This is a genomic window from Methylicorpusculum sp. (genome assembly GCF_030651835.1).
Lineage (GTDB): Bacteria > Pseudomonadota > Gammaproteobacteria > Methylococcales > Methylomonadaceae > Methylicorpusculum.
In genome coordinates, this window is sequence record NZ_JAUSBX010000031.1 from 1 (window position 1) to 15648 (window position 15648).

Consider the following 15648-nt stretch of genomic DNA (forward strand, 5'->3'; position numbering starts at 1 on the left):
CCCCTCCAATTATAGTGGGTGTAGGTGGTTGATTGAAAAGGCTTCTGCAACAGGGATGTTGCAGAGAGCTACAGGGACGCATTTACGCGTCCTTTGAAATCAAGCACCTACACCCTTAATTCAAAGCGGGCGAGTAGTTACCCAGGAGGTATTGAATGTTTAGTTTAACCGTGGTCGCCGTATTAAGCGTGATCGCTATGCTGATGGCTTGGGTATGGCAGCAGAATCGTCGCAATGCAGGGATTGTCGATGTCATCTGGGCATTCGGTATGATGTTTGCCGGGCCCTGGTATGCCTTTACCGGTTCTGCGCCCGTGTTATTGCAATTGAGTCTGGCTTTATTAACGATGGTCTGGTTTATGCGCTTGGGTCGCCATCTGGCTTTACGCGTATTCAGCGAACAGGAAGACGGCCGTTACAAAGCAATGCGTTTGGCCATGAAAGAAAACGCAGCCAAAGGATTTCTAGGCTTTTTTTTGGTACAGGCCGGATTTATCTGGATCTTGTCTTTACCTTTCTACGCCGTTGCTCAAAACCAGAATCCGTCCACGCAATTGGTTGTGCTGGCGCTGGTTATTGCCGAACTGGCTTTTTGGGGCGAGGCGTCTGCCGACCGTCAATTGGCCGAATTTCGTAATAACCCTGACAACAAAGGACGCACCTGCCGCAATGGCTGGTGGCGTTACTCAAGACACCCCAACTATTTTTTCGAATGGTTGCACTGGTTTGCGTATCCCTTGATGGGCTGGGGCAGTGAGTACCAGTATTGGTTGTGGTTGGCGCCGGTTGTCATGTTCTGCTTTTTGTATTTTCTCACCGGCATTCCGTTTACCGAGCAACAAGCCTTGCGAAGTCGGGGTGAAGATTACCAGCACTATCAACAAACCACGCCGATGTTTTTCCCCTGGTGGCCCAAGGAATAATCGTTATGAATCAGTGTAGGAGCGTGCCATGCCCGCCACTGGATGGGGTTCCATCGCGGGCATGGCCGGCTCCTGTAAAATACGATTAACTTAACGGTATTGTGAGTTGGGTGAGAGGGAATGGTTCGTTGCGCTGATTTGTTAAAAAGTTTCTAACAAAACCAAGAGGTTTACGATGAGCTTGATCGCACTGGCAGAAGCCGGAAAAGTCCCCGATTCCTTGATCAGATGGGGTATCAGACGTTTATTAAAACAACGCTTGCAGGAAGAATTTGCAGATGATGTCGAACGCCAAAGTCAGCGTTACCGTGACTTATTGACAGAACTCAGACAGAGCCCGATTGCGATTGAAACCGAGGCCGCCAACCAGCAGCATTACGAAGTACCGGCCGCTTTTTATCGGTTCGCGTTAGGTAAGCATCTAAAATATTCATCCTGCTATTGGGATCATGAGACTACTAACCTGGATGAAGCCGAAGCTAAGATGCTGGCAATAAGCTGCGAACGGGCTGAACTGATCGACGGGCAGGACGTGCTTGAATTAGGCTGCGGTTGGGGGTCGTTGACACTGTGGATGGCCGCGCATTACCCCGGCAGCCGCATAACTGCCGTATCAAATTCCAACAGCCAGCGTGAATATATCAATGAACAGGCCCGACAACGCGGATTGAACAATATCGAAGTCATAACCTGCGATGTCAATCAACTGACGTTGGACCGTAACTTCGACCGTATCGTTTCGGTAGAAATGTTCGAGCATATGCGAAATTACGACAGCCTTTTGAATAAGGTCGCGTCCTGGTTAAGGCCCGGCGGCAAGCTGTTCGTACACATTTTTTGTCACCGCTATCTGGCCTATCCGTTTGAAACAGAAGGCGATGACAACTGGATGGGACGGTATTTTTTTACCGGTGGAATGATGCCCGCCCGCGATACGCTGCTGCATTTTCAAACACAGTTACACATTGAATCTCAATGGGATGTCTCGGGGCGGCATTATCAGCAAACTTCTGAAGCCTGGCTCAATAATATGGATACCCACAAAGAGGCTATTTTGCAGTTGTTTAGTGAAACTTATGGAAAGAAGGACGCTGCGTTGTGGGTGCAGCGCTGGCGGCTGTTTTTTATGGCTTGTGCCGAATTGTTCGGATATCGCGGCGGTAATGAGTGGCTGGTGGCTCATTATCGGTTTGCCAAAACAGGATAACCATGCCAAAACAAGGCCTGCACTATAAGCTGATCAAAGCTTTTTTGTGGCAAATTTTACTGATCAGTGGCGCGACGCTACTCGGCGTCTTTGCTGCAGCCAAAATCGTTGAAGATGTTTTGGTCAGGGAGGCCTTGCAAGGCGAAGCCACGCATTTCTGGTCGTTATACCAAACCCATGCGGATTTCCCTCGTCCGAATACGGCCAATATGAAAGGCTATTTGGCCAAAGGCGGTGATGACTCAGAAGTACCGCCTGGGTTGCGTCATTTAACGCCAGGTTTTGGCCGGGCGAATATGGAAGGCCGTCATCCGATTGTGTATGTCGAAAATAACGGTACGGATCGGCTTTATCTGGCTTTTGACGAACAGCAGGTTGCCGCGCTGTCATTTTATTTTGGCACTGTGCCGCTCAGTCTGGTTTTGGTGTTGATTTATCTGTTCGCCTGGCTCGCGTATCAGCAATCCAAAAAAGCCATTTCACCGGTTATCAAACTGGCAGAAGTGGTCGAACGGTTTGATTTTAGGAAACAAGGATTGGCTGAGTTGGATCTGAATGAATTGCGCGACTCAGGCGACAGTGATGTCGCCAAACTGATCGATGCCCTGGATCATTTCACTGAACGATTGGAATTGTTTATCGAGCGGGAGCAAAACTTTACCCGTGATGCCAGCCACGAGTTGCGCACGCCGATGGCCGTCATCAAAAGCTCCCTGGCTTTGCTGCAACGACATGCCGATTATCAACCCAACGAGCGACATGCCCTGGCGGTGATTGAAAACACACTTAAAGACATGGAAGAACTCATCGAGACTTTGTTGCTGTTAGCGAGGGAGGAATCTTCGCCGCTACCGGAAGAAGACGTCCTGATTAACGATTTATTAGCGACATTGGCCGAGCAGGTCAACCGTGTCGTAGGTTCAGATCATCTACGCCTGGAAATTGAGCAAAACTGCCTGCTGTCCACCGTTGCGTCGGAAAAAGTGCTGCATATTCTGTTTACCAATCTGCTGCGAAATGCATTCAGCTATACGCGAGAAGGCACTATCAGCATTATCATCGACGAAAACCGCGTCACCGTATCCGATACCGGTATCGGAATGGAACAAGCTCAGTTGCAACAAGTGTTCGAGCCGTTCTACCGGGCCCAAAACGACAACCGGGGTCACGGTTTGGGCTTGACGATAGTCAACCGGCTCTGCAACCGCTTTGGCTGGCAATTAAAAATCAGCAGCAAACCCGGCGAAGGCACCCGCGTGTCGGTCTATTTTCCCAAAGCCAAACGGGTGGGCGGCAGGCGTTAGTTAATCCAGAAGGATGCGGTGAGGAACGGACCGCATCGACGGGTTGGCGAGCGCAGCCTAAATAATGGCTTTGTTGATTTTGGAGCCAAAAATCGGGAAGATATTTTTAAACTGAATTTTCCCAATAATTTCAAAATCGAACTACCATTCTGCTTGAGCTGCAGGAATTATCGATAGAGTTTGCTTAAACGGTGGCAAACCTATTTAACAAAGCACTGTCACTTAAGGCCGAGGCGTCATTCCGGCATTCCCTGGTCGAGGCAGGCTCTGTCGGAACGACGGTAACTATTAATTCAAACAAAGCTCTCTAAAAAGCCTGAACAACCCCATAAAAACTGGGAAACCTTCAGATTTGTAAGCACTATAACCACTCGTAAGCGCTGGAAAATATGGATACAAGAATCAAGGGAAAAATAATATCTTGGAATGATGACAAAGGTTTTGGCTTCATTGAACCAAATGAGGGTGGGAAACAAATCTTTGTTCATTTCAAAGCTTTTAATAACCGGAAAAAAATGCCAGCGATAAATCAGGCCGTTACCTATTCCATATCAGCTGATAAAAGTGGCAGACCTTGTGCTGAAAGAGTAACAAGAGCCGGTGAGCTTCTATCGAATAACAAAAAAACTGATAGGGCGTATTTCTCTATTTTTATCCCGGTATTATTTGTTGTGATTGTTGGCATATCAGCACTCACAAACAAGGTTCCCTTTTTAGTCTTGCCTTTTTATTTGGTTATTAGTTTATTGACTTTTATCTTGTATAAAGTTGATAAATCAGCGGCTCGAAATGGAGATTGGAGAACGAAGGAAAGCACTCTGCATTTGTTTTCATTAGCAGGTGGTTGGCCTGGTGGAATGATTGCCCAACAAACATTACGACACAAGTCTAAAAAACAATCGTTTAGAACTGTGTTTTGGGTGACGGTTTTACTGAATTTCAGTGCCTTTATTTGGCTGCATACACCCGGTGGAGCATCAGCGCTTTCCTTTATTGAAGTTCGAACCGCTCTGAACGTTCCGTATGGGATTATTTTTGACAAAAAAGGGCACATTTTGAAGCATGAGTTTTAACGATGATTAATCATGATATAAATCCGGCAGTGGATTCCAATAGTTATTCAAATAGGTCATGTCAGTATGAAAAATTACACTGCAATTATTGAAAAATGTCACGATACAGGATTGTATGTGGGCTTTATTCCCGGATTCGCAGGGGCACATACCCAAGCTGAAACACTTGATGAACTCAATAAAAACCTTCGGGAAGTAATTGAAATGCTCCTTGAAGACGGCGAGCCAATACTTGAAGCCGAGTTTATTGGTACACAAAATGTTGTTGTGGCTTAAGCATGGGGCACATTCCTGTTCTAAAACCTCGTGAAATTGCTGCTTTGCTTGAAATATTAGAGTTTAAAGAAGTTCGCCAGCGTGGATCGCACAAACAATTCCGCCATACTGATGGCCGGTGTACAACTGTACCGTTTCATGCAGGACGTGATATTTCACCCATTTTGCTTAGGCAAATTGCCAGAGATATTGGATTAACAGTTGAAGAATTACTTAAATTTAAAGTCTAATCCGATGCTCCAGCGAAACTCAGCAGTTCTCAATTTGAAGAGAAAAAAGGGCTGGGAAGCTTTCTGAGGATGTGGTCAGCAAGGATGCTGCTGTCAAGCCCCCAAGGAAGGGTTTACGGCGTTCCTCAAAAGGCTTTTCCCAGCCCAAAATGACGCCGAAAAGATCAAAGTGAGAATTGCTGAGCGAAACTCCTCTAACTAAGTATTGCAGGGAGTTGTCTTAGTTAGGTAGGTAGGATGCCGTTCGTTCCTCACCGCGCCCTACCGAGCTAATCACTTCCCTCCAAAAATTGCCCGCAATATTTACAATAAACGGCATCAAAGTCATGGCCGGTTGCACCACAGTTGGGGCAGGCCTCGTTGTCGATTTTGCTTGATTTATGACTTTTCATCAGCTCGGCGCTATAAATTCCGGTAGGAACGGCGATGATGCCGTAACCCATGATCATGATCACCGACGCGATAAACTGACCCAGAGGCGTTTGCGGTGATATGTCGCCGTAGCCGACAGTCGTTATTGTGACGATGGCCCAATACAAAGACGTGGGGATGCTGGTGAAGCCGGATTCGCTGCCTTCTATCATGTACATCAACGAGCCAAATACGACGACTAACATTAATACGGTAAATAGAAACACCGCGATTTTTCGAAAACTATTGTTCAGTGCAACCATCAGAATATTCGCTTCGCGGACGTATTCGGACAGTTTTAAAAGCCTGAATATGCGCAACACACGCAAGATGCGAAGCGTCAGCATATATTCGCCGCCCGGAATGAGTAGCCCCAGAAAAGTCGGAAGTATGGAAAGCAGATCGATAAAGCCAAAGAAACTGCTGGCATAAAGCCAGAGTTTGCGGACGCAAATCAGGCGTAACAGATATTCAAATGAAAACAGGGCGGTGAAAAACCATTCCGCAGCATAGAGTTGTTGTTCATATTGATTACGCATGGCTTCGATGCTATCGAACATTACCGTAAGGATACTCAGCAAAATCATGATAATCAGAACAATATCGAAGGCTTTGCCGGCAGTCGTTTCTGCGCCGAAAATAATCTGATTTAGAGCAGCGCGCCAGGCGGAAGCTGGGCTGTCTTCACTGTGATTTTTCAGTTTGAACGGTTTTCTATCCGCCATTGAGGTTGTCCTAAACAGGATTAACTAAACCTTGTTATCTCGATGAAGTTGTGTTCAATCGAGACTTTTGGGGTGTTTATAGTTTTCAGTTTCACTGTATGCTACGGCAGACAAAGAAAAGGTCAATTTTCTTGTCTCCATCAGCCTTATATCGACGAATTGTATACCCATCGCAGATCGAAATTCGGCACCAGGTTGCCCGTCAAAGGACGCCGTAAATACATCCGTGTAGGCTCTATGCCAGCATCCATGCTGGCAAAGCCTTTGCCGAACAACCCGTTGCCGAACAACCCGTTGCCGAACAACCCGTTGCCTCCTTAGGCACTGCCGAAATTCAAAGTGGTCGAGTAGTTAAAATGAAAGATCCCATTGCAGCCAAAACCGCTGTTCTGATTGACTCATGAATGAACGCGGGTCTTCGACGATCAAATGGCTCACCTGGAAATTTACTTTATTGGAATGGCCACTGAAGAAGTAGGTCATGACACCGCTGACTTCCTGTTGCAGATCGTTATCGACATCGGTATTCGGATCAACAAACGCATAGCGGCCGGCAAATTCCAGATTTTTAGGTACGATCGCAAACAGGTAATGAGGAAAGTAACCCGCTTGAATCAAGCCGCCTCTGAGGTTGGTATCTCTTGATGAATCAGATTCTGCTTTAAGCGTGTCCTCGATTTCTTTCCAGTGCATTTCGTGTTGAATCGATAAGCCCTGCCATTTGAACCGGACTTCCTCCATCATTTGATTGATTTTGTATTGTCCGTCTTCTCCTTTTTTAAATCCGTCCAAATTCCGACAACTGTTGCTGTCGGTTTCAAAAGAAGTACATTTGCTTTGGTTGGTCGCTGCGGCGAAAGCAAAGTTGAGCGCCGGTTTTTGATGGAATTCGATATCGGATTGGGTGAACGGCATTTCCCCGCCCAGGGCATTCCATTGCAGGCGGCCTGCATACATCATGTTGTCATCGTCATTATTGCGTTCACCCACTCCTAAACCCGTAAAGATGCCTGCGACATAGCTCATGTCATACCATCTTCCGGGAAACAAATTGCCCAGGACCTGAACGCCTTGTTGCCGATCCACGGTAAAAATATCGTTGACGATTGAGCGGTTGACAAATTGTTGGTTGCCGGAAGATGTAACCCGCTCGTCGTTATAGACTACCTTGCCGCGACCAACCCATAATTTGGCCCAATTATACTTGTCCAAAGTCAGGTTTAGATCGCGTAACACCGGTTGAGACCAGTCATATTGCATGTAGTATTTAAGCCAGGGCCAATAAGCGTGGCCTTTTAGCTTGGTTCGAGCCCTGCGAATCATGAATGAACTATGATCGCGTTCGAGTTGACTGATTGAACGCGGGTCGCTGTCAAAAGGGTTGGCATAACGGACTTGTATGCGATTTTGGATGGCCAGCGCGAATTTGCCGTCATCGGTTTTAACTTCAAAACCGTTTTTCCCGTAACTGGAACTGACCGGAAAACCATCCTGTTTTTTTGACGGCATTTTGTCAGCATCTTTGGTTTCCATCGTCTGCGTTGGAACGGGCGGTTTTGTCTCAACGGGAGCTGGTGGTGCAATGGCAGGCGCTGCGGTAATGGCGGCTGATTTGCTTTCCAATACTTCCAGCCGGTTCAGCTTTTCATCTAATAGCTTTAATTTGGCATCGAGACGTTTTTCAATAGCCAATAATTCGTCTTTATACTGTTCAGGATTATGGGCTTCAGCTGCGAGCGCGTTTCCGCATAGCGACAGGCTTAACACTGCCCATTTGCCTGCGCTGGGCAGTGGCCTCAAGTTCAATTGATTGTTCATGGTGGGTTTTGTCAGCTAACAAAAGCGTCAATTATGACAAAAATATGACAGAATTATGACAGCTCATGATGAAAATAAATGACATGGTTTTATACCTGCCCGCCTTTTACGCCGTTGATTTTTTTAAAGTTCTCTATGGTGAAACCTAACATCTTACACAACCCCGTAAGTCCACAAGTCGATCAATTGCTTTTTGAAGAGGGGCGCTTTTCGCCAGTATCCTGGTTGTTGGCGAACGGTTTTCTTGAATATGGGGATTACGTCAACTGGCGTAACGGCCTGATAGATAGTCTGGATAGCTGTTTTATCCGGCAACGGGATACTATCCTCATCCAGTTAAAGGCAGCTCAACTCTACGCTGTTTCGCTTGGGTTTGAGTCGGTTGTCGTGGCTTACACCTCGACAGATCAGCGTATTTTGTTAATCAGCTGTAATCCTGCCGATGACCTGATATTCAAAACGGATTTTGAACCCGCTCATAACCGGATGCAGTTGGATCTTTTTTTCGACAGTGCGCCGGTTTGCACTGAAAATGAATTGATTGCAGCGCTCATCGCCGGAAATGTTCAGGAAATTGATATATATCTCGATAAGTTAAACAGATACGATGACCGGAAACATCAGGATTTCAAGCAACTGATTGAATTGGGGCGTCGGATAAAGTCCGGCAGTTTATCGATTCAACAAAAAGTTGCGGTATTAGAAGAGGAAATGATGCCTCTGTCGTTAAAACTTTTGCGCGGTGAATCGATACGGTTTTTAACGCCCTTGTGGCGGACTTTGTCTGACAGCTTGACCGGATATGCCTTTCGGCCGCAAGTGCCGAACGTGCATATCAGTTATACAGCGGCCAAGGCATTTCAATGGCAGGACGTGGTCAGCTCTATCGAACAAGAACCGAAATGGCTTGAAAATCCGCTGTTGCTATTTCGTTATGCCGAAGCGTCCTTTAAATTAAGCCGTGAACTGACAGGTTTTACCGCATGGTTTCAAATATTCTTATCGGATGCAGAAGAGGCAGAGCAACTTATTAAAAAAACGGCGCATTCTCTGCTGTCTGCTGATTGGCGGCGTTTTCAGGATCTTGATCCGGAGCTCGAAACACGCTTTTTTCCTGCCTGGCTTTTATTGATAAAGCCGGCCTTAGCCAGGCATGATTATAAACTGACCGGCGATTCGGAAGGCTGTCAGGCTTTCAGTCTGGTCAAGCAATTAATGATTTTGCCGAGTGAAAGGACCGGCAACGCATCACTTTCTCTGAGAGCAGAACTGAAAATGTTGAATCCCGGTATTTTCGATCATTTTATTACGGCAATTCTATGATTGATTCATGCAATCCCAGGTCGTGACAACGCTCTTTTTCGACAATGAAGTTAATCTTTTTCCAATCAGGACAAACACGTGCAATTAGATTTTTGGTTAAATAAATGGCAAAAGAAGGACATCGGCTTTCACCAGGACGCCGTCAATCAGTCATTGATGGATTTTTGGCCCCGGCTTGATTTGGGAAATCAGGGGCGTGTTTTAGTACCGCTGTGCGGTAAAACACAGGATATGCTGTGGCTGGCCGGACAAGGTCATCATGTCGTCGGTGTGGAAATCAGCCCCATTGCGGTACAGGAATTTTTTGCTGAAAACCAGCTAGATGCGACCCATGCTCAACTGGACGGTCTTGATGATTGGTCGGCCGGAGCTGTGCGGCTGATTTGCGGTGATTTTTTTGCGACAACGGCTGCGGTTGTTGACGAGGTCATGGCGGTTTATGACCGGGCGGCATTGATTGCCCTGCCTCCGGAACTGCGCCGCCGCTATGTCGCTCATCTCAGTTCTTTGTTGTCTTATGGTACGGACATACTTTTGGTGGTCATTGATTATCCGCCGGCAGAAATGGATGGTCCGCCTTTTTCGGTCAATGATCATGAGGTCAACGCGTTGTATGGCGCTGAGTTTAGCATCAGCATGCTGGCAGAGCGTGATGTGCTGGATGAAAATCCGAGGTTCAGGCAGCGAGGTTTAACCCGGATGATCGAGCGGGTTTACCGGCTGACAAAATTAGCCTGATAGAAGACTGGAAGGGGCATGTAAATGGCACTTCAGCAGGGTGATTCTGATCGGCTCTCTTGCTAATCAGGTCATCCTTCACCCCAGTAATTCAATGAATCTATCCACATGCGCTTTTTCTGTCGCAAAGCTGGTGACCAGGCGGGTCAATACTTCATTTTCTGCCAACAAACCGGCTTTGGCTCTGGGCGGATTCCATTCATGAAATAAAGCGCCTTGTTGTTTAAGGTAAGCGGCAAAATCTTTGGTCATGATACAAAAGACTTCATTCGTCTGAGTGTGCCAGGCCAACCGGGCGTTTTGTGCTTGTTCTATGCCTTTTTGTAAATAATCAGCCATCGCATTCGCATGGCGGGCTAAGTTGAGCCAGAGATCATCGTCGAGATAAGCGTCAAACTGGCCGGCAATAAAGCGGGTTTTGGAAAAGAGTTGTGCAGCCCGTTTACGAATATACGGCAAATCCTTAGCCATGCCGGGTTCCATAAAAACCAGCGCTTCAGCGCACCAGCAGCCGTTTTTTGTAGCCCCAAAAGAAACGATGTCGACGCCGCATTGCCAGGTCATTTCGGCCGGGGTCAGGTTTAACGCCGCCAGTGCATTGGCAAAACGCGCTCCATCCATGTGCAAGGGCAGTTGTTTGGCTTTGGCAATGGCCGCGATGGCTTTGATTTCATCCCGCTGATACAGCGTGCCGATTTCAGTCGCCTGAGTAATGGATATCGCCATGGGTTGACCGGCATGAATAAAATTGGGGGGAAAACGGGCGATTTCGGCTTTCAGATTGCCGGGGTCAATTTTACCGTTTTCACCATCAACCGGAGCGAGCCGGGCGCCGTGAGTGAAAAACTCAGGTGCGCCGCATTCATCTTCAATCATGTGCGCTTCACGGTGACAGAATGAAACGCCGCCCGGACGGTTGACTGCCGCCAGCGCCAGGGCATTGGCGGCGGTACCGGTGCCGACAAAAAAAATCGCAACTTCACGTTCAAACAGGGTGTTGAAGCGCTTTTCTACCCGTTTATCCAGTTCGCTGGCGCCGTAAGCCGCCGAGAAACCGCTTGATTCTTCAGACAGTCGTTGAGCGATGGCGGGATGGACGCCCGCCCAGTTATCGGATGTAAAAAACATTCTGGTACTCCTGTTTGCCGGATCAATTCATTAAAAAAGCCGAACCCAACGCTAAAAAGGCGACAAAGCCGACCACATCGGTCACTGTTGTCAGGATCACCGAACCGGATAATGCCGGATCAATCTCGAATTTATCCAGCACAATCGGAATGATAACGCCCGAAAATGCGGCGGCGATGATATTAATGACAATAGCCGTAGCGATCACTAAGCCGATGCCAAAACTGCTAAACCAGAGCGAGGCGATGATGCCGATGACCAAAGCCCAGAGCACACCATTGACAGCACCAACCCGCACTTCCTTGATCAGCAGCGGCATCATGTTGCCTTTGGCTATTTGACCCAGCGCGATACCTCTGATAATCAGCGTCAAGGTTTGACTTCCGGCAATACCGCCCATGGAGGCGACGATGGGCATCAGCACGGCAAGGGCCACAACTTCCTGCAAGGTGCTCTCATAAAGGCCGATAGTCCAGGAGGCCAGAAAAGCGGTTAGCAGGTTGATACCCAGCCAGGTTGCCCGGCGTTTTGAGCTGCGAAAAACCGGCGCGAATAAATCCTCGTCTTCATTTAAACCGGCGGTAGCCATCAATTGACTTTCATATTCTTCGCGGGTGATTTCCAATGCCAGTCTCAATGTCAAGCGGCCTAACAGCAGATTGTTACTATCGATCACCGGTAAAGCGCTCAAGCCGGAATGCTCCATTTTTTCCGTGGCATCGCTGAGATAGCTTTCAGCGGACAACGTGACCGGGTCTTTTATGGATAAGCTGATCAACGTTGCTTGAGGGGGCGCCAAATAAATTTTATGCAAGGGGACTGTGCCGACATAACTGCCGTTGCGCTGAATCAGATAAATACAGTCGGTATAATCCGGCAATTCATTCTGAATTCGCCGTAACGCATCTCTGACCCGAGCCGAGCGAGGCAGAATGATCAATTCATGGTCCACGTAACGACCGATCTGGTCTTCGTCATACTGCGAAGATAACTGGTAATGCTTGCGCTGATCAGCATCCATGCCGCTCAATGCGTTGTCTACAACATATTCCGGCAGCGACTCAGCCAGTTCGATCAAATCTTCAGCATGCAGGCCGCTTAATAGATCCTGCAGCTCGGTTTCTTCCAAACTTTCAATGATCGTAGCGCGCGGTTCCGAGCGCATGGCCACCAGAACATCGACCCGGTCTTCCTGAGGAACCTGTTCCCAGCGCTGCAAACGGTCCTGCAAGGGCAATGACTCAAGCAACAAAGCGAGCTCGGTGCTTTCCAGTTCTTCTATAGCCTCTTCAAAAACAGCTTTTTGATCATCGTTCTCGGCGATATTGAGGCGTTCGACCAGATGACTCATTTCTTCATTCATGCTGTTTCTCCTTTGAGGTTATCTAGCGTTGATCAAATTTGCATGCCAAAAAAAAAGCCTGTGAGGCTTTTAATAGGCTGTTAGTTGAATAGTTTTTTTCGCCGATCAAATTATTTATTTTAAGTCACACCGTGTAATGGGCTTTTATTTTGGCCGTTGCCTGCCCAGCCGGTCAAGGCCAAACCGTGTGCTTGATTTTCGGACTATTCAGAAAACGATAGTGTACGTCATCTGGTCCGGCCCGGAGTGTAAATTCGGGGAGCACGCGGCAATTCTCAATTTGAAGGGGAAAAAGGGCTGGGGAAAGCCTTTTGACAGCCCAAAATGACGCTGAAAATATCAACCTGGGAATTGCGCGGAAACAAGGCGGCTCCAAGCCCAGCGGACCCTATTTAGAATCCATTCTTCAACAAACAAAGTTACTAAAAATCATGGACAAGCCATGTGCATCTTTTTTGGCGGGAATCTTTTTTTAATTCCAGGAGTAAATTAGTCAAGAACTTTTTGAAAAGACTAATGTCCGATAAACATTAAGTTAATCCGGCCGATAAGGCCAGCGCTATATGGCGTGCAGACCCGGTTTTTTTGAAAGGCAAACGGGCTGTTTTTCAGGGATGTTGTGGCGCATTACGGGCTCTTTGGACATTGAGAAGGCGTGCCAGTCGGTCATTAAAGGCATCCAGGGAAGGGGTATAAATGAATTTTTTATCCAATTCATTTCTATCGCAAAGAAACTGAGCTCCCGCGCCGCCTATCCATAGTTGCGTCTCATCTGCCGTTGATTTTGCCAGTTGATTTAACTCAACGACGGTTTCATTTAAGGGAGGAAAGGTCACGCAGCTAAGGACAATGACAGCGGGTTTAAGCTGAATGCTGGCTTTTAACAGTTCTTCGCCGGGAATATCGGGGCCTATGTAAAAGCAAGGGCAACGTTGAGAGACAGCCAGCATACAGGTCAACAATATGCCGAACTCATGGTCTTCTCCGCTTAGCGTCGCAAACATGATGCCGGGATTAGGTCCGGTAAAAGGATGCATGGAGTTGACCAGGCTTAAAACAATACGTTTTACGCAGGCGGATAGCATGTGTTCCTGGGCAATGCTGAGTTTGCCTTCATGCCATAAATTGCCGGCATTTTGCAAGGTGGGTAACAACACATCGCGGGCATAAGCGAGCGGTTCCATTGCCACCAGCGCGCGGCGCAAGAGTTCCTCGCACTGATCCATACGGTAATTGAGTAGCGCATCGATAATTTGAGTAAAGAAAAGATCATTGTGATTACTGCGGGTTTCCTGGTGGGAAGAAACCAGTTCCTGCAGTTCCGCATTGCTCATTTCGGCAATTTTGCTGATTGTAAAGCCTTGCTGGGTCGCATTGGAAAGCAAGGTTAACCGTTCGATGTCCTGTTGAGTATAGAGACGGCGCCCCTTGTCGTCGCGAACAGGGATTACGGTGCCGTAACGCCTTTCCCAGGCGCGCAAGGTTTCAGTGTTAATGCCTGTGAGAGAGGTAACTGTTTTGATGGTATACATAATTTGCACAGGGTTTGTTTAACAAAATGTTTGACAAGCATTGTACTTTGGCGTAACTTTGATTCCAAGCTTTAATTTAGCTTCAAATAAACTTCTACGGCTTACCTGCCCGGTAGTCCAATTTAAGGGGTAAAATAACCATGACCCAGCTTCAAAATGTTCAACTTGCAACCAGCTTCATTCATGATGGATTAACGTCCGCCACCAATGAGGAACATCGGTCTTCACTGCTTCCCCGCACCAATTCAAAATTTAAAACGTCAAGTAACAAACAAGACAATGACCTTGGCTTGTTAACACTATTCGAGCCGGATGTGATCCCATTGGATGAGAGCGATGGTGATTATGAAGGAACCTTGACGGCTTCAACCGAATCTTTAGAACTTAAAATTCATACCCAGAACGCAGTCGTGTTGACTGCTGAACAGTTCAACTGGCATGCCCGAAAAATGGGGAAAGCGAGACAGGAACTGACTGATATCATCATCACTTCGCCGCAAGCACTGCTGATAATGGCCGCTGAATTCCTGGATTCACTGAGCAAAGGCGTTGATATATCAGAACTAATTAACCGTAGCGGCTGCGAGCAAAGCCAACCTGTACAAAATAGCGAGCTTGTACAGGATACAGCGAAGGGACTTGAAATAAAACTGACAAATTGCTTTCAAAAAGTAATTAATGCCGAAGAAAGTATTAATGTCGAATTGACGCTGCAAGAATGCCGTTTGGCCTTGCGCGATATTCAGTTTCTACCCAACTTTCTGCAGCAAGTGGTTTACAGCATCAAGTCGCAAGGTCAGAACAAAGAAGCGGGTTTTCAGGATGAAGCCTTAGTCAAAACCCTGCTGGCCAAGTTGAAAGGCATGGTGGATTCCCGCCAAGCCATGATCAATGGCAATCTGAGACTTGTTACCTTCATTGCCCGTCAATATAACAACCAAACCCTGTCATTTTCCGATTTGATTCAGGAAGGTACGGTCGGGTTGATCAAAGCTGTCGACCGTTTCGACTTTAGCCGCTCGGTTCGTTTTTCCACCTACGCGATTTACTGGATCAAACAAACCATTTCCAGGGTCATGGTCAGGCAGGAAAAAACGGTCAGGCTACCTTACAACATAGCGGCTAAAGCATCAGCCGTTTATGAAGCGATGAACAGCTTGCACCTGCAGAACAATCGCTGGCCCAGCGTGATTGAGCTTGCCGAAAAATGCAAACTGCCGGAAGACGAGATAAAGGCGATTATCGATAACTATCAACCTACCGTGTCTTTGTTCAGCAACATCAACAACAATGAAGACATGCCTGAAGTGATTGACACTTTAGAGCAGCACCACTATCCGCAACCCATCAATACACTGGCTGCAAGTGCTTTAAAAGCCTGCTTGAGAAAAGCAATAGGCACATTGCCCGCTCGCGAGGCCGATATTATTACCTGCCGCTTTGGGCTTGATAATGATCATGAAATGACCTTGCAGGATATTGCCGAACATCTGTCATTAACCCGGGAACGCGTCAGACAGATTCAAAACAGCGCATTATTAAAACTGAAAAATAATTTCAGTCATGAGCTGATCGACTTTCTTGAGCCGGGTTAACT

At 47.2% G+C, this 15648-nt stretch carries 14 protein-coding genes; 9 read left to right on the forward strand and 5 right to left on the reverse strand.

Annotated features, from left to right (window positions below):
• Window positions 1-155: 155 nt before the first annotated feature.
• From Q7V32_RS03675 to Q7V32_RS03700, 6 genes are all read left to right on the forward strand, one after another.
• The gene (locus Q7V32_RS03675) at window positions 156-923 is read left to right on the forward strand and encodes a DUF1295 domain-containing protein (RefSeq protein ID WP_304895632.1); all 768 of its coding nucleotides are present in this window, start codon (window positions 156-158) and stop codon (window positions 921-923) included.
• 175 nt (window positions 924-1098) lie between these two features.
• Entirely contained in the window at window positions 1099-2130 is a 1032-nt protein-coding gene (locus Q7V32_RS03680; protein WP_304895633.1) for a cyclopropane-fatty-acyl-phospholipid synthase family protein, read from the forward strand.
• Between the two features lie 2 nt (window positions 2131-2132).
• Window positions 2133-3434, forward strand: a complete 1302-nt coding sequence (locus Q7V32_RS03685; protein ID WP_304895634.1) for a HAMP domain-containing sensor histidine kinase — start codon at window positions 2133-2135, stop codon at window positions 3432-3434.
• A gap of 389 nt (window positions 3435-3823) precedes the next feature.
• On the forward strand, window positions 3824-4507 hold the full coding sequence (locus tag Q7V32_RS03690; RefSeq protein WP_304895635.1) for a cold shock and DUF1294 domain-containing protein: 684 nt from the start codon (window positions 3824-3826) through the stop codon (window positions 4505-4507).
• Between the two features lie 66 nt (window positions 4508-4573).
• The gene (locus Q7V32_RS03695) at window positions 4574-4783 is read left to right on the forward strand and encodes a type II toxin-antitoxin system HicB family antitoxin (protein WP_304895636.1); all 210 of its coding nucleotides are present in this window, start codon (window positions 4574-4576) and stop codon (window positions 4781-4783) included.
• Window positions 4784-4785: 2 nt separating this feature from the next.
• Window positions 4786-5013 carry a type II toxin-antitoxin system HicA family toxin gene (locus Q7V32_RS03700; RefSeq protein WP_304895637.1) on the forward strand — a complete coding sequence of 76 codons (228 nt, stop codon included), beginning with the start codon at window positions 4786-4788 and terminating at the stop codon, window positions 5011-5013.
• Between the two features lie 269 nt (window positions 5014-5282).
• On the opposite strand, the gene Q7V32_RS03705 is transcribed toward Q7V32_RS03700, so the two are convergent.
• Window positions 5283-6149 (reverse strand): ion transporter, encoded by an 867-nt coding sequence (locus Q7V32_RS03705; RefSeq protein ID WP_304895638.1) that lies wholly within the window; start codon window positions 6147-6149, stop codon window positions 5283-5285.
• 351 nt (window positions 6150-6500) lie between these two features.
• A complete protein-coding gene (locus tag Q7V32_RS03710) occupies window positions 6501-7967 on the reverse strand; it encodes a hypothetical protein (RefSeq protein ID WP_304895639.1) in 1467 nt (488 codons plus the stop codon).
• 78 nt (window positions 7968-8045) lie between these two features.
• Between Q7V32_RS03710 and Q7V32_RS03715 the strand changes: the two genes are divergently transcribed.
• Both Q7V32_RS03715 and Q7V32_RS03720 read left to right on the forward strand, forming a co-directional pair.
• Entirely contained in the window at window positions 8046-9290 is a 1245-nt protein-coding gene (locus Q7V32_RS03715; protein WP_304895640.1) for a hypothetical protein, read from the forward strand.
• 78 nt (window positions 9291-9368) lie between these two features.
• Entirely contained in the window at window positions 9369-10028 is a 660-nt protein-coding gene (locus Q7V32_RS03720) for a thiopurine S-methyltransferase (RefSeq protein ID WP_304895641.1), read from the forward strand.
• Between the two features lie 78 nt (window positions 10029-10106).
• On the opposite strand, the gene Q7V32_RS03725 is transcribed toward Q7V32_RS03720, so the two are convergent.
• From Q7V32_RS03725 to Q7V32_RS03735, 3 genes are all read right to left on the reverse strand, one after another.
• Window positions 10107-11156: a low specificity L-threonine aldolase gene (locus tag Q7V32_RS03725; RefSeq protein ID WP_304895642.1), complete on the reverse strand. Its 1050-nt coding sequence runs from the start codon at window positions 11154-11156 to the stop codon at window positions 10107-10109.
• Between the two features lie 22 nt (window positions 11157-11178).
• Window positions 11179-12519 carry a magnesium transporter gene (gene mgtE, locus Q7V32_RS03730; RefSeq protein ID WP_304895643.1) on the reverse strand — a complete coding sequence of 447 codons (1341 nt, stop codon included), beginning with the start codon at window positions 12517-12519 and terminating at the stop codon, window positions 11179-11181.
• A 608-nt stretch (window positions 12520-13127) separates the two neighbouring features.
• On the reverse strand, window positions 13128-14051 hold the full coding sequence (locus Q7V32_RS03735; protein WP_304895644.1) for a MerR family transcriptional regulator: 924 nt from the start codon (window positions 14049-14051) through the stop codon (window positions 13128-13130).
• A 140-nt stretch (window positions 14052-14191) separates the two neighbouring features.
• Here Q7V32_RS03735 and Q7V32_RS03740 point away from each other — a divergent pair, with 140 nt between their 5' ends.
• Window positions 14192-15646, forward strand: a complete 1455-nt coding sequence (locus Q7V32_RS03740) for an RNA polymerase sigma factor RpoD/SigA (RefSeq protein WP_304895645.1) — start codon at window positions 14192-14194, stop codon at window positions 15644-15646.
• Window positions 15647-15648: the final 2 nt, after the last annotated feature.